This window comes from Methylomonas sp. HYX-M1, from assembly GCF_040741385.1.
GTDB classification, from domain to species: Bacteria; Pseudomonadota; Gammaproteobacteria; order Methylococcales; family Methylomonadaceae; genus Methylomonas; species Methylomonas rhizoryzae.
Map to the genome: position 1 here is coordinate 4,448,468 of NZ_CP160405.1, position 20,929 is coordinate 4,469,396.

Here is a 20,929-nt window from a genome sequence, read left to right on the forward strand (position 1 = left end):
CGCCCTTTAAACCACGCCATTGATTTTCAGAACGAAGTTGTAACAGTTTATGCGGTTTTTTGCTCGACGAGTTGCCAAGGCAGCAATGCCTCGAAGTCTGCTACGGTTTTTGCCAGAGGCAGTTGACGGAACAGCTCCACCAAATAGGTATAGGGTTCGATGCGGTTGGCTTTGCAGGTTTCAATCAGCGAGTAGAGATTGGCGCTGGCCCGGGCACCGGCCACCGTGTCGCAGAACAACCGGTTGCGGCGACCGACCACAAACGGACGAATCGCGTTTTTGCAGAGGTTGTTGTCGATGGGCCAAGCGCCGTTCTCGACAAAGCGAATCAGCTTCGGCCATTGCGACGACAGATAATGCAAGGCTTTGCCTAGTCATGACTTTCTCCGACACGGACTTTTCACCATGCTGTTTACGCGCCGGCTGAGTTAAACAAAAGCGAAGCCGCAATTGATGCCAATTCGTTGGTTATCATTGTATTCAACCCGAAAGCCCCCCTTATTACGCTAAACGGATTCTATTCGATCATCTCCTGCCACGAGCCTATACAATGCGAAGAATATTTTCAGAAAGCAAAGGGGAGTCTCGAATGAGTTTAGGTGCATCCAAGACACTTATTACGGTTCAGGCTCTAAGAGCACTCGCTGCTAGCGCTGTTGTCGTATACCACGTTCTATTTATGCTGGTACACAACGGCGGATATTCGTTTGCTGTATCCGAGATTGGAGCAAGCGGCGTCGATTTGTTCTTCGTAATAAGCGGCTTCATCATGATCTACACAACCTATGGGTCGTTCCGCCAACCGAAGGCTACGGCAGCTTTTATCCGCCGTAGAGCGATACGGATTATTCCTATCTACTGGTTTTACACTACCGTAATTGTCCTATTATTGGCGTTTGCTCCCACTCTGTTTTCCGAAATCAAATTCAACTGGCAAAACGTCATATCGTCTTATCTATTCTTGCTATCTAAAAATTCCAAGGGAGATGTCGGTACCGTGATGCAAACAGGATGGACTTTGTGCTTCGAGGTCTATTTTTATCTGATGTTCGCGATACTTCTTAACCTGCCTAGAAAGTATTTTCTGATCATCTCGGGAACCCTATTCATGACGGGCATCATTTTCGGCGCATCAAGTTGGTCACCGCCGACATGGGCGGGGGTGGCAACCAATCCGATACTGTTTGAGTTTTATCTGGGGACGGTAATTGCCTTCCTATTTGTAAAAGGATTTTCCTTACCGCCTTACCTCGCCACAGCCGCAATCATCCTCAGCATAACGGCAATTTTCGTGACGAGTGATGTCAACATGGGAAAATGGACACGCGTTATATGCTGGGGTCTACCGGGAGGTATCCTGCTGTTAGGCGCCCTTTCACTGGAACACGCCGGAATTAAGGTCCCAAAGTTATTCACAGCCATTGGGGACAGCTCCTACAGCCTTTACCTCGTCCATCCTTTTCTCGTGCCGGCCATGGGCAAGGTGTGGATGGCACTACACCTTCACGAGCGGTTAGCCCCTGCGGTTCTTTTTATCGTGGCGTTTATCTGCTCCATCACGGCGGGACACATGCTGTACCTCGTGATCGAGAAGCCGATTACCCAATGGTTATCGCGAACGTGGAAGAGTCCTGCAGGAGCGTAAGCTTGGTCGAAAACATGAAACCCGGCATTGGCGACATTTGTGCCCGGTATCGCCTTCGCTCAATCCTGCCTACGGCCCCGGCACGCATGGCGTAATGCGCCGTTCGAAAGGGATGACGGTTTACGGGAACAGGGCGCTCAAGCCTTGATTCCCGTAAACCGGTAGGCAAATAACATTAATGCATAGCCGGGCAATCCATATACTCGGGCTGGCCGGTCAGGACGATAGCCACCCTATGCTCCTGGTTGGGGGTATTGTCCGGCCCGTCGGCTTCACCGAGCGCTTTCAAGCTTAGCTGGCCGCTGTTTGCCCCTTGTTCCACCAACATTTTGGCGACGTTTTGCACCCTGCGCTGGGACAAGGCTACGTTATAATCGGGCTTGCCGACCGTATCGGTAGAGGCGGTCACGGTCGCACGCGCATCAGGATGCGCCTGCAGCCAGCGGCCGACGCGGCCTATGGATTCGTAACGCACTTTATACGGCACATCGCTCGCCGTTTTGAAATACGCCACTACTTCGTGCGTCGCGTCCAAAAAACGGTGATTGTTGCCGTGTACTTCGGTAAGCCATAAACACATCTCTTTTTCCGATTCCAAGCGGTGTTGAGCGGCCAGCTTGGCCGCATCCAGCGCCATCGCCTTCTCGTCGATGTTCCAATAATGATTTTTTTCTATATGCCGCAACACGTTGTTGGCCTCGGCCAGTTTTTCTTCCGAGAGCTCTTCGTGCAACATCGCTTGCCCGTAATGGCCGGTTCTGGCGGCGTCGATTTCCGCTTTCAAATCCGTACCGTCCATACGCGGCGCGGAGCAAGCGGACAGCGCCAGAGCCAAAACAGCCAGCGCTAGGGAGTTTTTATTGTTGTCCATGGTGGTATCCTCGCAATGGTTGACGGTCGCAACGGCTTATTTGCCGTCGTCCAACGGGCCGTAAGTGGTCCAATAACCGGGGAAATTCAAACCGAAATATCGGCTATCCTCGCTAAACCGGTCCCAAACGTAAGCCGGCGAGGCGAAATCGTCACTGGGGATGGGTGAGGTCAAAAATTCGGCGCCGCCGACCAAAGTTCGCGTCACGCCATGCGCAGTACCGCGTAGCAATCCCCAGGTCATGCCGACAAACAAATTTTGATCCGTGGTGAAATTGATCATGTTCTTGGGGATTTCGAAAAAACCGGTCGACATATTGGCAACACCTTGACTGAATTTACTGGCGAAACAGCTCCAGTAACTATCCGCGTGCGCCGGCGGCGCAATGCTCAATGCGCCGGCCGCACAACAAACTGCCACAATAGTATGCTTATTCATAGGACACTCCTTTTATCTGAGGTTTACGCCGCTCAAACTCTGCGTGCAGAAATCAAGGCCGGCAATCGCCGACTATTGATGGAATAAAGCATATCCGGTAACCCGAAAATTGGTAGGGACATCGCACCGTCTTATTTTACGAACGACCGAGAGCGACAAAACGGCAGCACGGTAAAGCGGTTGGTGCAGATATAGAACGAATGGGACTATTCCAGCCCGAATCCCGCTTGCCGCCATGCCTTGGTGCCTCCGTCCAGATTATATAAACGCTTGTATCCCAAGTCGTGCAAGACTCTGGCTGCGGCATTGCCCATAGGGCCGCCTTCGCAATAGAGGTAAATCGGCGTGTCTTTATCGGCCGGCAGTTTGCCTTGATACTCTTCGACCCGGTTGAACGGAATCACCAAGTCGGTACCGGCAATGTGTTTTTGTTCCGGAACGTGCACGTCGATCAACACTACGTCTTGTTGTTGCAGCACTTGTTTCAACTCGGCCGGACTCAACATCTGCACGTAATCCGGCTGCACGAAATTACAGCCGGTATTGACCGCGGCCAGCCAGCATAGGGATATTAGGTAGTTACGCATCGTCGATCTCCTTAGCAATACGATCTATTTAAAAGCAATGACCACACTATACGCTTTTTGTTGCACACGGCCATTCGAACGGCCAGGCATTCTCGATTATGCTCAGCATGCGTAGAGGAGCCAGCGCTTTCGCAAACATCCTAGCCTCGCTCTGAAAGTCACTCGACAATCTTCCAAAAGAGTAACGACATAACAACGTCAACTTTCATTTGCCGGGGCGACTGCGAAACTTCATGATCGTTAGGCTGAAAAATTGACCATTGGCAACTACTCGCGCCTAATATAGTTGGAGCGCTGCCAGACAGTGGTATACCTGCAGAAGTTGTGTATAACGGGATGTCTATAAGTACGCAATTAAATCAGGGGCAACACAAGGTTATGCCGACTTGATGTGCTTACGCGGCTTGGTGAAAAGTTGGTTGAGCTTGATACACTTATCGAATTCCGAGATCGCAGTGATTGACCATGCGCCAACGGCGCTTTTGGCGGCATATGTGGTCAATTTGCCGGCGGTAGCGGTCGGTACCGGTTTCGAATTACCGCCTGATTGCACGCCATCACCCTCCATCCGAGCGCGGGAGAGACTGTCGACATCGGTCGTTTACGCCGCTCCGAGGCGATATTGTTGCAACGTATGAACGCGATAATCACGCCATTCAAGCGACCTGAACTACATCGTCTCGGCGAACTATTCGGCCATGCGAAAACATTGCTCGCGACCTATCCCGAGTTGGACTATTACGGTGAACGAGACGGCGGGTGTTATATTGGCTCTCTATTTTCGAGCGGCGGCGGTCAATCTGTACGGCGGCAATCTTCCGATAAACCTCGTATCTTCGCGTATTTACGCCCAAGTATGCCGGGTTTCGACGTGTTACTACGCGTATTGTCGGCGTTTCCTGCGGAAACTATTGTTGTGGCACCCGGGGTTCGTTCCAATACATCCGGGCAAGAGAATACACCATCTTTCCGGCTTTATACCCGGCCTATTTCGTTAGAGCGTGATTGGTTGCAACAAGCCGATCTAGCCATCTCATACGGCGGCGCTGGGACAGTCAGTCAATGTTTATAGCTGGGGTGCCGCTACTTTTGGTTCCTCAAAATGTTGAGCAATATTTGATGGGTCGGCGTGTGGAGTCCTTAGATTGCGGGCTAGTTGCAAGAAAGCCTTTTAGCAAAAAACAAATTACAGCGATGCTGGAGAACATATTAACCGAGCCAAAATATCGGTTATCCGCTAAGGACTTTGCCAATCGATACGGGAACAAGCACAGTGGCCAAACGTTAGATATTATCGCGCGAGTTATTGAGACTCTGATACGAGTATAGGCTAATTAAATCAGCATTGCCCCTATGATATAGAGCTATAACCAGTATCATCAGCGGAACCAATCCTAGCGCAATAATAAATTAAAGAATCCGATGAAAACCAACCGAGAAAACTGCCTAGATAATGGATTTCCGTGGTTAAACCAGATGATCGCTATTGGTTCCCTATTTCTAATTTTGAGTAATGCAAGTTATGCCATGGGATCAAGTGCAAAAAATGCACGCACTCAGGGCGACCATATCATTCACGCCAAACAAGTATGTAGCAAAGACGGATTGAGCGGCCAGGGGGTCAGCATTGCCGTCATCAGTGACAGTTTCAATTGTCTGGGCGGCGCCGACGCCGGCCAAGCTAATGGTGAACTGCCGCCGACGGTGACGGTTCTGAAAGAAGCCGACTGTCCGAGCGAAACGACACTCGACGAAGGCCGCGCCATGCTGGAGGTTATACATGATCTGGCGCCCAAGGCTAATCTGTTATTTCACGCCATGGGCGACAATCCCAACGACTTCATACAAGCCTTAAAGACAGTGGCCGAGCATGGTGCGCGGATCATCGTCGACGACGCGGTCTATTTCAGCGAACCAATGTTTCAAGATGGCCCGGCGTCTCAAACCATTGACCGCTTGGCGACCCTACGCGGCATCGCCTTTTTTACGTCCGCGGGCAATGCAGGTCTCAACAGCTATCAATCCGCATTTGTCGACAGCGGAACTTATCCCTTGGGCGCAAAACAAGGCGTCGCCCACGACTTCAATCCCGATCCCAATAAAACCGATACCTGCCAAACCATCACCGTTGGCGCCGATGCGTTTACCGTGTTGAGTCTACAATGGGACCAGCCGGCCAAGTCGATTAGCGGCGGCAGCGGTTCGGCCAGCGACCTGGATGTGGCGGTTTACGACGATCCGTCTTGTAAGCAGCTCAGTCAAGCCGGGGTCATTGGCGGCACGACCAACAATCTGGGCGGCGACCCCGTCGAAGTGGTTGGATTCGATAACATAGGCAACCATCATAGAAAAACGGTTGGCTTGCGCATTTTGAAAGTAGCGGGTCCCGCGCCCGGCTTGCTGAAATACATCCTGAGCGGCAGCTCGCTACCGAGCGAACACCCCAGTATCGACGAATATCGCAACGATCCGAAAACCATCACTTCAGCATTTGGCCATGCCAATGCCGAAAACGTATTCAGCGTCGGAGCGGTCGAAACCGGCCCAAACAACAAGCCACTGCGCTTGAGTTACTACTCGTCGCCTGGAGGACTGCCGATTTTGTTCGACGACCAAGGCAACCGCTTGCCCGAGCCCGTCGTCCGACATCACGTTGATGCGGTCGCGCCCACTAACGTCAACACCAGCTTCTTTTCCAAAACCCGGCCGGACCTGGAAAAAGACGGCAAACCCAACTTCACCGGCACATCGGCCGCTGCTCCCCATGCAGCCGCGGTGGCTGCATTGTTATTGCAAGCCGCAGCACGAAACGACCACGTTTTACCGCCAACGCAGCTTTACGACCTGTTGCGCCACAGTGCGTTGGACATGGGTGAGCCGGGCTACGACCATGCGACAGGCTACGGCTTGCTTCAGGCCGACCGCGCTTTACAGTGGTTACCGTAATTCTGGCAGTTAACTCGCTTCGATACTCCACATGCCCATATCGATCATATACGGCCCATTTAGCCAATGCTGCATGGCACATGCTTCAACCAATGTGTGAAATCCCCTAAAAAACGAAGAGCCATGACAACACCAAATACACCGGAACACCGTCGTTCACGCATTTGCACCTGGATTCTTGGCAGTAGCCTAACGATATGTTGGGGCCAATCAACGTACGCAGAAGAATCTCTACCCAGCAAACCCGTTTTTGAGTTGATTAACAGGGTGTTGAAATTTGCCTATATGCCTTCGGCTTCAAAACCATTTTTTGGTTTTGTTGGGCTTCTGGAAGCCCGATCAGGCCTCAAAAACCGGTTTTAGCCGGTTATATTCGCCCCGAAGGGCGTTAAATTCCGCCTTTTGGCGGATTTCAGGCGCACCACCGCCTAGGCGGTACTGTATCGCCAGCCGAAAATGGTACCCATGCGCGTCAGGTTATAGGCGGCAAAGGTAAAAATCGTTTGCGCGGCGACCTTCTTTAACCCCGGAACTTGGTTTGGCGTAGCGGGCCGACCGTCTTGGCCCAACCGAAGACTTCTTCGATCCGCTTGCGGACGTTGAGGCTTTTCCGGTAACCCTCATGCCGTGTGGTACGTCCGTCGATGGCCGAACCTTTTTCCTTGCTGGCGACATGCGGCGTGACTTTGCGCTGGCGTAACTTGGCGACAAAATCCTGCGTATCGTAATTTTTGTCGGCGGCCAAGGTCGCGCCCGGTTTGTGGATCGTGCGTTTGACCATGGCATGGGCCGCCTCGCGTTCTGCGGTGCCGGTGGCCTGGGTGACTTCGACGTCGACGACCAAGCCATTACGGTTCTCCATCAAGGCATGACCGAGGAAAGCCAGCTGCGATTTGTCGCCCTCGCTCTTTTTGTACAGCCGAGCATCGGGGTCGGTGCGTGATGCGTGGGTTTCGTTACTGCGTTTCTCGCCCTTGAAGTTGACCGTGGGATTGCGGCCGCCATCTTCCGGCGGCGGGGTCGAGCCGTCTTTCTTGACGAAACTCTTGTGCGAGGCCCAGGCTTGAATCAGTGTGCCATCTACGGAGAAGTGCTCGTCGGAGACAAGCTTTTTCCAATCCGCCAAGGCCAGTACCCGTTCGAAAAACAAGCGGCTGATCCGTTCGTTGAGCAAACGGTCGCGGTTGGCGCTGAAGGTCGAGTGATCCCATACCTCGTCGTCCATCGTCAAGCCGACGAACCAGCGGTACAAGAGGTTGAAGTCGATATGCTCCACCAGTTGCCGTTCCGAACGGATGGAAAATAGCACTTGCAACAAACTGGCGCGCAACAAGCGTTCCGGCGGAATGGAATCTCGACCGCGACGAGCGTAGAGCGCGTCGAACTCGTCGTTTAGCGTGGCGAGCAACAAGTCGACCACTTGACGCAGCTTGCGTAGCGGATGCTTTTTGGGAATCCGGCTTTCCAGGGTTCGGTAACTGAACAGGTCTTCTTGAGTAATGTCGGCGCCGCGCATGGGGTCAATGCAATAGATTGGAGATAGAACTATTTTATCATTTAGAACAATACTTTATGATTTACCAACACATCTGACTCAACCAGCCAATGCGGGTTACAGGGGAGATAAAATCAACAGCCTGTTAAAGGGCATGGAGTAGAAGTCTGCGAAGCGTATTTGCAACGGCTCAATGCCACCGAATTTCTCGATAATAATCCGGTTAAAGGCCGAGTCACAGAACCGTTGCTAGAGGGGTTTGTTGACCTTAAACCAGTACCGCTGACAGCGGAGGAAATACAACGCATTAATTACAAAACCATAAGCTTCGATCGTTATCAGGATCAGGACTTGATCGAAAAATTATCAAATAAACAATACGAATACCGGACCAAAGTTGGCGGACTACTTGAAGGTGGTCCAAAGGGGGTAAGAGGCTTACCTGCCAATAGCCTAGAGGCAATAAATGCCAATATCCTTGTGAACAAAAAGACACCGTTTGTAAGGTATCAAACTCAACTGGATTTGGATAATGATGGTATAGCCGACGATGTGGTTATCAAAAACAAGCAAGGCGTTTACATTGTTGATCCATCGATGCAGCAAATCACCGAAGATAAAATGAAACGTATATTTGCGGATCAGGAGGCTCTGGACTGGCCTAGTCTGATTTCTTTTCCTGTCTTGGCATTTCCGATAAACGTATTTGCGTATAAAGGCAAATATTATTTCGATGGTTTTTTCACTAATTTGTCTGTTTCTAGAGGATACGGCGCCTATTTAACTAGTAGTCTATCCGAACCCTATTATTTCGGGGTTTTTATGCACGATAGAAATCAGAATAACAGAATATGCGAGTATCAAGTATTTGGTATGTATATCTTATTAACACATTGAGATGTAACCATGAAAATAAAAACGAGCCTGTCAAATGTGTTGATCTTTTCGACATTGCTTGCGATGAATTGCCAAACGAAAATGGCATATGCGGAAAATAAACCGATTATTACCTTGTCGTATGGAACGCCCTATCTGGCATGTGGCCTAAAATGCGAGCCTTCTTTTATTATTAAAATATTTGAAGACGGTCTCGTTCAATACAAGGGTGTAAAAAACGTCGAAGTCTTGGGACGTGACGAACATCGTATTGATAAGTCTTCTTTGGAAAAACTCATTCATAAATTCCAAAAAGCGCATTTTCTTGATGCAACCGGGCCGGCAGATCCTGCGTGGATCCCCATTAATGCAACAGACCGAACTGCTTGGATATGTGCAGGAATTCGTTTTCGCCAGGGAACTCGAGAGATGACTACATTCAGGCGTCAGTGCGAGTTGGTGAATGAAATTATTCGAACTACCGATGCCGAACGCCTGTGGGACTTAGAATGGATTCGTATGAGTTATTGTCGTTAATTAATATTAGGAAAATTGATTATGTCTAACAGGGTGTTGAAATTCTGATGGGTTCGCCTGATATTGCCGCCACTGACATCTGGGTGGTTTAAGGTAACCGCTCGTCAAACGTTGCCCGCATGCTGATTCAACTTGGTTCCCGGCGGCAATAAATCGGCCAAGCTTGCCCCGTCTAAAACTTGCAGAAATTGTTCCACGGCCTTGCCTAAAACCGGTATCAACCCGCATTGCGCTTCTAGTAAACATTGGCCGCTTTTGGCCGCATTGAAACATTCGGCCATCTGAAAGTGACTTTCCATCTGCCTGACGACTTGGCCCACGCTGATTTGCCGGGCCGGTTTGGCCAAGCTTATGCCACCGCCCTTGCCGCGGGCGGTATTGATGAATCCTTTAACGCCCAAGTTATGCACGACTTTCACCAAATGGTTTTTGGACACTTGGAAAAACTCCGCCAATTCGTCGATGGTGATCCGTTTATCTTGATGTACCGTCAAATACATTAATACTCTCAGCGCGTAATCGGTGTGTGCAGTCAGTTGCATGGTCTCCTCCAGTCAGCGTGCATTTGAAATTCATAGTAACGGCTACTACACTGCTGCAAAAGATGCATGTAATTTCCATGTTTAGTCAAATTAAGGTACCGAGATGCTGATTGAACCCGTGTCATTATCCGACTTTTTCCTCAGCTTCTTCAGTGCCGCCGCCATTGTCTTGACGGCGCTATTGTACGCGGCACTTTACGCATGTGCGAAATTGCACAACCACCGTGGCTTATTCCTTGGCGCTTGGCTTAGCTACGGTTTGCTGTTGATCTGCGTTGCGCTATTCAGCAAGGTTAACCACTTAAACGGAATTTGGCTGCTGCTGTCTTTAAGCATGGTTATAGGGTACGCGTTTATGCCTAGAATGATCTGGCAACTATGCGTGGCTACCCATTCCGATTCCGATCACTCTTTACCATCCGGAGGTGCGCATGACTGAGCAAATTCCCCGCTGGGCTCAGGAAAGTTTTTGGAAAAAAGTGGCCGTCTGGGTAACCGGCGGCTCATTCGTGCTGTTGGTGATACTCACTTTCGATTCCATGGCCAAGATCTCTGCCGGCGGTGCCAAAGTACCGGCTTACAGCGTGATCAACCTCGACGTTAGCTACCGCTACGACAAGGCTAAACAGCGCTTTCAACCGGTCATAGGCGCTGAGGCGCCGTTGTTCGGCAAACTATTGAGCGAGAACGAAGCCGAGCAATTGGTCAGCCTGGGCAAGAAAACCGTGCAAGCTAAAAACTGCATGAACTGCCACACCCTGCTCGGCAACGGCGCTTATTACGCACCGGACTTAACCAAGGCCTGGCTGGACCAGGGCTGGATCGCCAAGGAATCGCGCGAACAAATGATGCTGAATTTTTTGTTGGACCCGGAAAACAACGCCCGCACCTTCGGCAGCAATCGCAAAATGCCCAATCTGGACATCAGCCAAGCGGAAGCCGAAGCGGTCATCGCTTTTTTGAAATGGATGTCGGCCATCGACACCAACGGCTTTCCGCATAACTTCATTGCACTGGGCGAAGGGGAATAGACGATGAGCGATAAACACTTGCAACAGTCGGCGGCCGCATGCTGGGCCGACTGCAAACAGGCTTATGCCGAATTGATGGCCAATCCGCATTTGAGCGGTGGCCGTAAACTGGCGCTGCATTACTTCGGCGTCGCCATGGTGTTGTTCATGGCTCAGTTGCTGTTCGGCTTGTTGGCCGGATTACAATTTATTTTTCCGAGCTTTCTTTACGAAATTCTGGATTTCAACGTCAACCGCATGGTGCACATCAATGCCATGGTGGTGTGGATGTTGTACGGCTTCATGGGCTCGGTCTATTGGTTTTTGGAGGATGAAAGCGGCGTCGAGATCGTCGGCCTGAAATGGGGGCAACTGGCATTTTGGGTGTTAACCGGCGCCGTCGCCGTCGTCGTATTGGTGTATCTGTTGATTCAAATCGGCAGCGGTAGCGATACTTCGCTGTGGTTGATCAACGAGGGCCGCGAATACATAGAAGCGCCGCGTTGGGCGGACATCGGCATCGTCGCGGTGATGCTGGTATTCTTCTACAACGTCGCCGCAACCTTTGCAGCCGGCCAATGGTCCGGCATCGCCGGAGTGCTGACACTGGATTTGGTGGCCCTGGCCGGCTTGTATCTGGCCGGGATGTTTTACGTCACCAACATTTCCGTCGACCAGTACTGGTGGTGGTGGGTGATCCATCTATGGGTGGAAGCCACCTGGGAAGTATTGGTCGGCTGCATCATGGCCTGGAGCCTGATGAAACTGTTAGGCGTGCGCCGGCAAGTGGTGCAAACCTGGCTATACATCGAAGTGGCGCTGATGTTCGGCTCCGGCATACTCGGCTTGGGCCATCACTATTTCTGGATAGGCACGCCGGAATATTGGTTCACCATCGGCGGATTTTTCTCCGCGCTGGAGCCTATTCCTCTGGTCGCCATGGTGGTTCATTCGGTTTACGACGCCGGCGTGCACCGCTTCAAAAACAGCAACCACCCGGCCTTGGCCTGGGTCATCGCCCACGCCTTCGGCAACTTTTTGGGTGCCGGCGTCTGGGGCTTTATGCATACCCTACCGCAAATCAACTTATACACCCACGGTACTCAATGGTCCGCCTCGCACGGCCATCTGGCCTTCTTCGGCGCTTATGCGACCATCAATATCGCCTTTTTCTACCTGGCCGCTCAGCAAGCGCGCGGCAACGTCTGGATGGGCGGCGGGCTGGCGGATGGTTGGCGCTGGAAGGCCGCGCTGGCACTGCTGAACATCGGGGTAATGGGCATGACCGTAGCGCTGCTGATTGCAGGTTACGAACAATCGTTCATCGAGCGCGCGGTCGAAGGCTCCACCTGGGCGGGCTACTTTGCCGCGCAAAACCATCCGTGGTTCATACAAGCCATGGTGTGGCGCATGTTGTTCGGCCTGGTGACATTAACCGGCGGCGGCCTGCTGTTTTGGGACCTGCTGACCATAGGCCGCGGCGAGCAACGCTTGGCCCCCATCATTAGCGAAGCTTAATTAGCACCTGACCGTAAATCAATATATAACATATATATCAATATGTTATAATTATATCACAGCACGAAGATGTGCAGCTCCTACACCGGTTTTGCCTGCTTTTCGGCAAAACCGGCCTGAAAACGCCCAAAAGCTAAAATCTTCGTTCGCCGAAATCGATATTGCCGTCATCAATCGCCAATCATGCGGCGACAATCCCGCAACTGCACGACCAACAGCAACACATCCGGTGTCAAGCGTAGCGCGGGTAACAACTGCGCTTCCTCGGCGAGCAATTGCTGTACTTTTTTGACCGCGGCTTCCACGTCAATGCTGTCGATCGTCACGATGAAACCCTGTAAGGCGTTGAATTGACGGTTATTAGAAGGCTGGTTTGCAAAGCCGACTTTGGCCTTCGAGAAGCGCGCGCAGGCGATTTTTCCTATCGGATGGCTAGGCTCGCATGTTGTAAGATTTGTCCCGACGGATAAGCCCTGTAGGGACGTTTGAATGGCCGATTAGGTGCGTTTCGGACAAGGCATCTCAAAATCACTTTTTGACGAAAAACCTTGTCAAGCTTTATTTTTGAATGTGGCTGAATAATTACAAAACAAATTGCTCAGAGGTTCCTTAATAATCAACCCTGTTTTGCTCGATACGGCGTGATTTAAAAATTAGATCCGTTCCGACTTTCAACCCTAGGTTGCAAATAGCCTAGAATTTTTGTTCGTCTTCGCCGAATTTATCGGATAGCCGCAACAACACATACAAAGCGCCGGTGCCGCCAGCCCGCGGCGGTGTGGAGCAAAAGGCCAATACGTCTTGGTGCTGGCGCAGCAGTAAGTTAAGGTCGTTTTTTAATACCGGCTGCCGCTCGGGCGAGTTGTAGCCTTTGCCGTGGATGATTTGCACGCAACGGCGCCCGTCTTCCACGCAGGCGTGCAAAAAACGCAACAGTTGCTGCCGGGCTTGCCGGCTGGTCAAGCCGTGCAAATCGATGTATGCGTCCAAACCGAAATCGCCCTTGCGCAATTTTTTCAACACCGCTTTTTGCAAACCCGGCGCCAGAAACCCCACTTTGTCTTCCTGATACAAGGTTTCCAATTCGCCGTCCACTTCGTTTTGCAGGGGATCCACCGCTTCCAGCGGCTTAAAGGCCGGAACCGGGCGCGGTTTTTTATCCGGCCGCAACACGACCTTATCGCTTTTGACCGGCTCCACTTTACCGACCCTGTCTCTGAATAATGCCCCGTCCTCGGGAGCGATGTTTTTTTTTGTCACGTAAGCTGCTGGTTTTGCGGTTTTTTTGCTACTATGCGGCAATTTTATAGCGTTTTCCGCGACATGCATATTCTAATCAGCAACGACGACGGTTACTTGGCGCAAGGCATCAATACCTTGGCCGCCGCCTTGGCCCAATACGCCAACGTGTCGATTGTCGCCCCCGACAAAAACCGCAGCGCGGCCAGCAATTCGCTGACGCTGGACATGCCGCTACGCGCCACCTTGTGCGACAACGGCTTCGTGCGGGTGGACGGTACGCCGACCGACTGCGTGCATCTAGCCATCACCGGCTTGTTGGAACAAGAGCCTGACATGGTATTTGCCGGCATCAACCACGGCGCCAATTTAGGCGACGACGTAGTGTATTCCGGCACCGTGGCCGCCGCCACCGAGGGCCGATTTCTCGGCTTGCCGGCCATAGCGATTTCCCTGGTCGGCAGCGACCCCAAACATTTCGACACCGCAGCGCACGTCGCCGTGACGTTGTTGCACAAAATTCAATCCAAGCCGTTGCCGGAAGACACCTTGCTGAACGTTAACGTGCCGGATTTACCGCTGGCGGAATTGAAAGGCTACCAAGCAACCCGTTTGGGCTTGCGGCATAAGGCGGAAGCCGTCATCCGCGCTAACGATCCGCGCGGCCAAACCATTTACTGGGTGGGGCCGCCCGGTAGCGAACAGGACGCCGGCCCCGGTACCGATTTCGATGCCATCCGCAACGGCTATGTGTCGGTTACCCCCTTGCAATTGGACTTGACCCGCTACGACCGCTTGGCCGGGTTACGCGATTGGCTGACGTAAGAGAGCGGCAGGTGAAGCAGCGTATCCAAGGCACGGGCATGACATCCAGGCGCACGCGCGAGCGCATGGTCGCGCGCCTGCGTCAGCAGGGCATCAGCAACAATCAGGTGCTGCAGGTGATGGCGCAAATTCCTCGCCACGTGTTCGTCGACGAGGCATTGGAAAGCCGCGCTTACGAAGATACCGCGCTGCCCATCGGCCACAATCAAACCATTTCCCAGCCTTATATCGTGGCCAAGATGACCGAACTGTTGTTGGAGCGCGGTCCGCTGGACAAGGTACTGGAAATAGGCACTGGCTGCGGCTATCAAACCGCGGTGCTGGCCAAGCTGGTCGGGCAGTTGTACACCGTTGAGCGCATCGCGCCTTTAATGAAAAAAGCCCGCGACTTGTTGTGGGAGCTGGATATTAAAACCGTCGGATTCAAACACAGCGACGGCGGTTGGGGCTGGCCGGAACACGCGCCGTTCGACGGCATATTGGCCGCTGCGGCGCCGGTAGAAATTCCGGAAGCCTTACTGCAACAACTGGCGCCGGGCGGCGTCATGGTCATTCCGGTTGGGCCGGAAGGCTGGCAGGAATTGCACCGCATCACGCGGACCGCGAACGGTTTCGAAGACGAGGTTTTGGAAAGAGTGTCTTTCGTGCCGTTTTTATCCGGCATCAGCTAAATTGAAACTTAGAAAAAAGTCGCGGCGACCGCAATCGCCGCGGGCTTTTCCATTGCCCGGATAACAGCTAGCTCCTTACCATTATCCGGGGCTTTCCCTGGCATCTTATTTTCCATGTTCACGGGGGAGAGAACTAAAAATCCCTGACACCTGTTTTTATTAAGCTATAAGCGTGCCATTGTTTAATCTCTTCTGTAAAAAGCGGCTTGCCGATTTTCGCAAATATCATCGCCCGCCCCAGCAAAAACAAGCTAAATAATTGAAATAAAATTATTTTTATCGCGTTCCGCAGCCCGATTCGATAAACGTCCCGCCGGCTATTTCGCGGGTGTTCCGGCTCCGGCAATTTGATTTTAATTTGATCCTTAGAGTCTACGCTGCTCGACGGCAACACTAACCCTTAAAACTATGTTATTTAACCCGGCAAACTGGGCCAAATAACCCATACATCTTTCTTCTCCTTCGGCATTCAAGCAAGCGCCGGCACTTTTTCCAGCCGGCTTTGCAGCTCGGTTAAAAACGCTTCAGTGGTCATATAAAGGCCCGGACTCACCGCGTCGCCGTGTATGCAGACCGCCAAATCCTTAGTCATCGCCCCGCTTTCCACGGTGTCTACGCAGACTTTTTCCAGCTTATGGCAAAAATCGATCAAGGCCTGATTGCCATCCAACTTACCGCGAAAGGCCAAGCCGCGGGTCCAGGCGAATATAGAGGCAATCGGATTGGTGGAAGTCGCTTTACCTTGCTGATGCAAACGGTAATGTCGGGTCACGGTACCGTGCGCGGCTTCGGCCTCCATGATTTTGCCGTCCGGCGTGACCAGCGTCGAGGTCATCAAACCCAGCGAGCCGAAACCTTGGGCGACGGTATCGGATTGCACGTCGCCGTCGTAGTTCTTGCAAGCCCAGACGAATGCCCCGCTCCATTTCAGGGCCGAGGCAACCATGTCGTCTATCAATTTGTGCTCGTACACCAAGCCTTTGGCTTCGAAATCGGCCTTGAATTCCGCCTGATAAATGGCTTCGAAGATGTCCTTGAAGCGGCCGTCGTACTTTTTCAAGATGGTATTTTTGGTGGACAAATACAACGGCCAGCCTCTGTCCAGCGCCACGTTGAAACAGCTGCGCGCGAAACCGGCGATAGACTCGTCGGTGTTGTACATCGCCAAGGCCACGCCGTCGCCTTCGAAATGGTAAACCTGATAACTTTGCTCGCCGCTGCCGTCGTCCGGCGTGAACGTGATGGTCAGTTTGCCTTTGCCGCGCGTCACGAAATCAGTAGCCCGGTATTGGTCGCCGAACGCGTGCCGGCCTATGCAGATCGGCTGGGTCCAATTCGGCACTAGCCGAGGCACGTTGTTGCAGATAATGGGTTCGCGAAACACGGTACCGTCCAAAATATTGCGGATCGTGCCGTTGGGCGATTTATACATGCGCCTTAAGCCGAATTCCGCTACCCGCGCTTCGTCCGGGGTGATGGTCGCGCATTTGATGCCGACGCCGTGTTTCTTGATTGCGTTTGCCGCATCGATGGTGATTTGGTCATCGGTCGCATCGCGTTGCTCAATGCTCAAATCGAAGTATTCGATAGGCAAATCCAAATACGGCAATATCAAGCGGTCCTTGATGAAATGCCAAATAATGCGGGTCATTTCGTCGCCGTCGATTTCGACGACGGGTTGGTCTACGCGTATTTTGTTCATGCCCGGCTCCGGCGGATTAAGTGGATTAGCACTATAAGCTTAGCGTAGCTGCGGCGTTGCGTTGGCGGTTGCTTCATTGTATAAGCTAGCCTGGGTTTACGTTTTCGGCGCATAGCCTAATCGCATGAAAGACTACCGAGATTTGCGCAACCAACTGCTGAGTATGCTGGAAGATTTGGACGACCGTCTAGGCAAGATCGCCGACGCGGATACGCCCGGCGCTACGGCGGAAAACGCAGGCCCGCGCCAAACCGAAGCTTGCCGGGCCGAGGAATTCGGCGCCGAAGATGCGGCGCGTGGCGAGATCGACAAAATTAAACAGGCCCTCGGCAATATCGATAAACACACGTACGGCATTTGCCTACAGTGCGGCAGGCCGATTAAGAAGGCTCGGCTAGCCACCGCGCCGTTTACCCTGCACTGCGAATTCTGCGCCCCAACGCCGAATAAATCCGGCCGCAAAGCCTGACCTTGCGGATTGCCTATCCGCCCCCGCTTCAGATCCCCCTTTATCAACCGTCAGGTAACTGCCGGGCTGCCGCAAATCCGTAACCGGCTCACAGGCTGCCCCGGCCCGATTCTGTACTATTCTTGGCTCATTCCCTTCGACTCGACCTTTGAGTAACCAAGCTATGGATATCGCCGAACTGTTGACCTTTTCCGTAAAAAACAAAGCTTCCGACTTGCACTTGTCCGCCGGCTTGCCGCCGATGATCAGGGTCGACGGCGATATTCGCCGCATCAACATTCCGGCCTTGGAGCATAAGGAAGTGCACGCGCTGATTTACGACATCATGAACGACAAGCAGCGGCGCGACTACGAAGAGTTTTTGGAAACCGACTTTTCCTTCGCCTTGCCCGGCGTGGCCCGTTTCAGGGTCAATGCCTTCAACCAAGACCGCGGCGCCGGGGCGGTATTCAGGACTATTCCATCGAAAGTGCTGACCTTGGAGGAACTCGGCGCGCCGAAATTTTTCGAAGAAGTCTGCACCAAGCCGCGCGGGCTGATTTTGGTTACCGGGCCCACCGGCTCCGGCAAGTCCACCACGCTGGCGGCGATGATCAATCACATCAATTCCAACGATTACTCGCACATCCTGACCGTCGAAGACCCTATAGAATTCGTGCACGAAAGCCAGAAATCGCTGATCAACCAGCGGGAAGTGCATAGGGACACGCTAGGCTTCAACGAAGCCTTGCGCTCGGCCTTGCGGGAAGACCCGGACATCATCCTGGTCGGCGAGATGCGCGACCTGGAAACCATACGCCTGGCGTTGACCGCCGCGGAAACCGGCCACCTGGTATTCGGCACCCTGCATACCACCTCGGCGGCAAAAACCATAGACCGCATCATCGACGTCTTTCCGGCGGCGGAAAAAGACATGATACGCTCCATGCTGTCCGAGTCGCTGCAAGCCGTGATTTCTCAAACCTTGTTGAAAAAGGTGGGCGGCGGCCGAATTGCCGCGCACGAAATCATGGTCGGCACCCCGGCTATCCGCAACCTGATCCGCGAGGCCAAGGTCGCGCAAATGTATTCCGCCATTCAAACCGGGCGCAAGGACGGCATGCAAACCCTGGATCAAAACCTGAAGGAACTGGTCGATCGCGGCCTGATCACCGGAAAAGCGGCGATGACCAAGGCGGTCAACAAAGACATTTTCCGTTAACCGTTTTTTGGGGGAGATAGGTTATGGACTTCAAAGCGTTATTGGCCTTGATGGTGGAAAAAAAAGCATCCGACTTGTTCATCACCGCCGGCAAACCGCCGTGCATGAAAATCGACGGCAAAGTGGTGGAGATTTCAAAAAACATTCTTACCGCCGAACAGGCGCTGAAAGTGGTGCACAGCATCATGGACCAGCGGCAGAAAGACGAATTCGAACACACCAAAGAATGCCAGTTCGCCCTGGGGGTACACGGCCTGGGCCGGTTCCGGGTTAGCGCCTTTACCCAACGCGACGCGGCCGGCATGGTGTTGCGCCGCATCGAAACCCATATCCCCGATACCGAAGAACTGCACTTGCCGCCGGTTTTGAAAGAACTGATCATGCATAAACGCGGTTTGGTGATGTTCGTCGGCGCCACCGGCACCGGTAAATCCACATCGCTGGCAGCCTTGATCAAGCACCGCAACGCGAACAGCAGCGGCCACATCATCACCATCGAAGATCCGATAGAATTCGTGCATCCGCATAACGGCTGCATCATCACGCAACGCGAGGTCGGCCTGGATACCGAATCCTACGAGGTGGCGTTGAAAAACACCTTGCGGCAAGCGCCGGACGTGATTCTGATCGGCGAGGTCAGAACCAAGGAAACCATGCAACACGCCATCACCTTCGCCGAAACCGGCCATTTGTGCTTGTGCACCTTGCACGCCAACAACGCCAATCAAGCTTTGGACCGCATCCTGCATTTCTTTCCGGAAGAAATGCACAACCAAATTTTTATGGACTTATCCTTGAATCTACGCGGTATCGTCGCCCAGCAACTGGTAAAACGGGCCGACGGCAACGGCCGCTATCCGGCCATCGAAATATTGCTGAATACGCCGCTGGTTTCCGATTTGATTCGCAAGGGCGAAGTGCATAAACTGAAAGAATTGATGAAAAACTCGCGCGAACACGGCATGCAGACCTTTGACCAAGCCTTGTTCGATTTGTACGCCGCCGGCAAAATCAGCTACGAAGACGCTCTGCTTGCAGCGGATTCCAGAAACGAAGTGCGCTTGATGATCAAGCTGAGCACGGAAACCGGTGGTTTCGACGACGAAAACATGCGTTTAAGCGAAACCGATGAAGAAAGCGGTCGATTGTATAAATTTTAAATTCAAATCCACAGCCAACGCCTTACGCCTATCGCCGATAGTTCTTGCGCTGTTTTTATCGGCGGCATGCGCCGGCCAGCAAGCCGGTCGTAGCGGCCTTAAGCCGCAGAGCCACGCCCCCGCACAGCCAAACACACCCGGCCCATTGCGCGACTCCGGTCCCGAGGAACGGCGGATGCCGGCCGAAACCGGCGCGTATCGGGCAAGCCAAATCGGCGGAGATTTTGCCGGCTATGCAAGCTTGCAAAGCTTTATCGATTACATGGCCGGCAAACACGGGTTCAGCCGCGAGTATTTGTACGGCGTGTTCTCGCAAGCCAAGCGCAAGCAATGGACGTTGGACTATTTGCGTAAGTCCGATCAAAGCCTGAAAAGCCCGCCCGGCAAAGGCAGCTGGTCGCGCTATCGGGCCAAATTTTTGGACGAGCGCCATATCAACAGTGGTGTGGCATTCTGGCAAAAACATAAACACACGCTGGAACGGGCCAGCCGGCAATACGGTGTGCCGGCCGAATACATCCTGGGCATTATGGCGGTGGAAACCACCTTCGGCAGCTTTGTCGGCAAAGACCGCATCTTGGATGCGCTGACTACGCTGGCCTTCGATTATCAGCGCCGAGGCGACTACTTTCGCGCCGAATTGGAAAACTTTCTGGTCATGACGCGTAACGAGCATCTAGACCCGGTGCAACCGGTCGGCTCCTACGCCGGGGCGATGGGCTTGGGGCAATTCATGCCCGGCAGTTTTCTGGAATGGGCGGTGGATTTTAACGGCGACGGCCGCCGCGATTTATGGAATCCGGAAGACAGCATAGGCAGCATCGCCAATTATTTCGCTCAACACGGTTGGCAAGCCGGCCAACCGGTCATTGCCGGCATACAAGGCAAACCGAGCAGTTTAGACGATTTGCAGCACGGCCTCAGCGCGGCCTATTCGCCCGGGCAACTGCAGCAACGCGGCGTCGTACCGTCGAAAAACTGCGGCTGCGACGGCCCGTTAAGGCTATTGCTGTTGCGCCACCAACACGGCGACGAATATCTGATCGGGTTTCCCAATTTCTACGTGATCACCCGTTACAACCAAAGCACCCACTACGCCATGGCGGTACACGAATTGGCGCAAGCCATTAAGTTCAAAAGCGCAGCCTTGGCCGCCAATTAAGCGCGCGGGCGCAACCAACATCCGCCACCCGCGCG

Annotated in this window: 21 protein-coding genes and 2 pseudogenes; 14 read left to right on the forward strand and 9 right to left on the reverse strand. The window is 52.9% G+C overall.

Annotated elements, in window-relative coordinates; genetic code table 11:
• Positions 1-47 precede the first annotated feature (47 nt).
• Positions 48-383 (reverse strand): annotated as a pseudogene (locus AB0A83_RS19990) (transposase); the annotation flags it as partial.
• 206 nt (positions 384-589) lie between these two features.
• Here AB0A83_RS19990 and AB0A83_RS19995 point away from each other — a divergent pair.
• Positions 590-1,645 (forward strand): acyltransferase, encoded by a 1,056-nt coding sequence (locus AB0A83_RS19995; protein ID WP_190303200.1) that lies wholly within the window; start codon positions 590-592, stop codon positions 1,643-1,645.
• A gap of 175 nt (positions 1,646-1,820) precedes the next feature.
• Here the strand turns inward: AB0A83_RS19995 and AB0A83_RS20000 are convergent, their stop codons facing one another.
• The 3 genes from AB0A83_RS20000 to AB0A83_RS20010 all read right to left on the reverse strand — a co-directional run bounded on the left by AB0A83_RS20000 (position 1,821) and on the right by AB0A83_RS20010 (position 3,541).
• Positions 1,821-2,516 carry an OmpA family protein gene (locus AB0A83_RS20000; protein WP_150051549.1) on the reverse strand — a complete coding sequence of 232 codons (696 nt, stop codon included), beginning with the start codon at positions 2,514-2,516 and terminating at the stop codon, positions 1,821-1,823.
• A gap of 36 nt (positions 2,517-2,552) precedes the next feature.
• Positions 2,553-2,954 carry an exosortase system-associated protein, TIGR04073 family gene (locus tag AB0A83_RS20005; protein WP_150051551.1) on the reverse strand — a complete coding sequence of 134 codons (402 nt, stop codon included), beginning with the start codon at positions 2,952-2,954 and terminating at the stop codon, positions 2,553-2,555.
• A 206-nt stretch (positions 2,955-3,160) separates the two neighbouring features.
• Entirely contained in the window at positions 3,161-3,541 is a 381-nt protein-coding gene (locus AB0A83_RS20010) for a rhodanese-like domain-containing protein (RefSeq protein WP_150051554.1), read from the reverse strand.
• A gap of 547 nt (positions 3,542-4,088) precedes the next feature.
• Between AB0A83_RS20010 and AB0A83_RS20015 the strand changes: the two genes are divergently transcribed.
• Positions 4,089-4,613: a hypothetical protein gene (locus AB0A83_RS20015; RefSeq protein WP_367155031.1), complete on the forward strand. Its 525-nt coding sequence runs from the start codon at positions 4,089-4,091 to the stop codon at positions 4,611-4,613.
• A 455-nt stretch (positions 4,614-5,068) separates the two neighbouring features.
• Positions 5,069-6,487, forward strand: coding sequence for a S8 family serine peptidase (locus AB0A83_RS20020; RefSeq protein WP_367155032.1), 1,419 nt, complete (start codon positions 5,069-5,071; stop codon positions 6,485-6,487).
• Positions 6,488-6,915: 428 nt separating this feature from the next.
• Here the strand turns inward: AB0A83_RS20020 and AB0A83_RS20025 are convergent.
• Positions 6,916-8,003 (reverse strand): annotated as a pseudogene (locus tag AB0A83_RS20025) (IS5 family transposase).
• Positions 8,004-8,162: 159 nt separating this feature from the next.
• Here AB0A83_RS20025 and AB0A83_RS20030 point away from each other — a divergent pair.
• Entirely contained in the window at positions 8,163-8,879 is a 717-nt protein-coding gene (locus tag AB0A83_RS20030) for a hypothetical protein (protein WP_367155033.1), read from the forward strand.
• Positions 8,880-8,888: 9 nt separating this feature from the next.
• Positions 8,889-9,395 (forward strand): DUF6438 domain-containing protein, encoded by a 507-nt coding sequence (locus tag AB0A83_RS20035; protein ID WP_367155035.1) that lies wholly within the window; start codon positions 8,889-8,891, stop codon positions 9,393-9,395.
• 104 nt (positions 9,396-9,499) lie between these two features.
• On the opposite strand, the gene AB0A83_RS20040 is transcribed toward AB0A83_RS20035, so the two are convergent.
• The gene (locus tag AB0A83_RS20040) at positions 9,500-9,937 is read right to left on the reverse strand and encodes an Rrf2 family transcriptional regulator (protein ID WP_150051566.1); all 438 of its coding nucleotides are present in this window, start codon (positions 9,935-9,937) and stop codon (positions 9,500-9,502) included.
• A 103-nt stretch (positions 9,938-10,040) separates the two neighbouring features.
• On the opposite strand from AB0A83_RS20040, the gene AB0A83_RS20045 reads away from it, so the two are divergent.
• Genes AB0A83_RS20045 through AB0A83_RS20055 form a run of 3 tightly spaced genes read left to right on the forward strand, consistent with a single transcriptional unit; the run spans position 10,041 to position 12,465 of the window.
• Entirely contained in the window at positions 10,041-10,376 is a 336-nt protein-coding gene (locus AB0A83_RS20045) for a hypothetical protein (RefSeq protein WP_150051568.1), read from the forward strand.
• Positions 10,369-10,968 (forward strand): cytochrome c, encoded by a 600-nt coding sequence (locus AB0A83_RS20050; protein WP_150051570.1) that lies wholly within the window; start codon positions 10,369-10,371, stop codon positions 10,966-10,968. The genes AB0A83_RS20045 and AB0A83_RS20050 overlap by 8 nt, the downstream gene beginning before the upstream one ends.
• A 3-nt stretch (positions 10,969-10,971) precedes the next feature.
• Complete coding sequence (locus AB0A83_RS20055; RefSeq protein WP_190303202.1) at positions 10,972-12,465, forward strand: cbb3-type cytochrome c oxidase subunit I; 1,494 nt, start codon at positions 10,972-10,974, stop codon at positions 12,463-12,465.
• 170 nt (positions 12,466-12,635) lie between these two features.
• On the opposite strand, the gene AB0A83_RS20060 is transcribed toward AB0A83_RS20055, so the two are convergent.
• Positions 12,636-12,791 carry a hypothetical protein gene (locus AB0A83_RS20060; RefSeq protein WP_367155036.1) on the reverse strand — a complete coding sequence of 52 codons (156 nt, stop codon included), beginning with the start codon at positions 12,789-12,791 and terminating at the stop codon, positions 12,636-12,638.
• 367 nt (positions 12,792-13,158) lie between these two features.
• Positions 13,159-13,725: a Smr/MutS family protein gene (locus tag AB0A83_RS20065; RefSeq protein WP_150051572.1), complete on the reverse strand. Its 567-nt coding sequence runs from the start codon at positions 13,723-13,725 to the stop codon at positions 13,159-13,161.
• Between the two features lie 63 nt (positions 13,726-13,788).
• On the opposite strand from AB0A83_RS20065, the gene surE reads away from it, so the two are divergent.
• Both surE and AB0A83_RS20075 read left to right on the forward strand, forming a co-directional pair.
• The gene (gene surE / locus AB0A83_RS20070; protein ID WP_150052114.1) at positions 13,789-14,529 is read left to right on the forward strand and encodes a 5'/3'-nucleotidase SurE; all 741 of its coding nucleotides are present in this window, start codon (positions 13,789-13,791) and stop codon (positions 14,527-14,529) included.
• Between the two features lie 38 nt (positions 14,530-14,567).
• On the forward strand, positions 14,568-15,200 hold the full coding sequence (locus AB0A83_RS20075; protein WP_197737448.1) for a protein-L-isoaspartate(D-aspartate) O-methyltransferase: 633 nt from the start codon (positions 14,568-14,570) through the stop codon (positions 15,198-15,200).
• 469 nt (positions 15,201-15,669) lie between these two features.
• Here the strand turns inward: AB0A83_RS20075 and AB0A83_RS20080 are convergent, their stop codons facing one another.
• Entirely contained in the window at positions 15,670-16,902 is a 1,233-nt protein-coding gene (locus tag AB0A83_RS20080) for an NADP-dependent isocitrate dehydrogenase (RefSeq protein ID WP_150051576.1), read from the reverse strand.
• A gap of 124 nt (positions 16,903-17,026) precedes the next feature.
• Here AB0A83_RS20080 and AB0A83_RS20085 point away from each other — a divergent pair, with 124 nt between their 5' ends.
• The 4 genes from AB0A83_RS20085 to mltB all read left to right on the forward strand — a co-directional run bounded on the left by AB0A83_RS20085 (position 17,027) and on the right by mltB (position 20,894).
• Positions 17,027-17,371 (forward strand): TraR/DksA family transcriptional regulator, encoded by a 345-nt coding sequence (locus AB0A83_RS20085; RefSeq protein ID WP_367155037.1) that lies wholly within the window; start codon positions 17,027-17,029, stop codon positions 17,369-17,371.
• A gap of 163 nt (positions 17,372-17,534) precedes the next feature.
• Complete coding sequence (locus AB0A83_RS20090) at positions 17,535-18,572, forward strand: type IV pilus twitching motility protein PilT (RefSeq protein ID WP_150051580.1); 1,038 nt, start codon at positions 17,535-17,537, stop codon at positions 18,570-18,572.
• Positions 18,573-18,595: 23 nt separating this feature from the next.
• Complete coding sequence (locus tag AB0A83_RS20095; RefSeq protein ID WP_150051582.1) at positions 18,596-19,732, forward strand: PilT/PilU family type 4a pilus ATPase; 1,137 nt, start codon at positions 18,596-18,598, stop codon at positions 19,730-19,732.
• A gap of 175 nt (positions 19,733-19,907) precedes the next feature.
• On the forward strand, positions 19,908-20,894 hold the full coding sequence (gene mltB, locus AB0A83_RS20100) for a lytic murein transglycosylase B (RefSeq protein WP_367155038.1): 987 nt from the start codon (positions 19,908-19,910) through the stop codon (positions 20,892-20,894).
• Positions 20,895-20,929 lie beyond the last annotated feature (35 nt).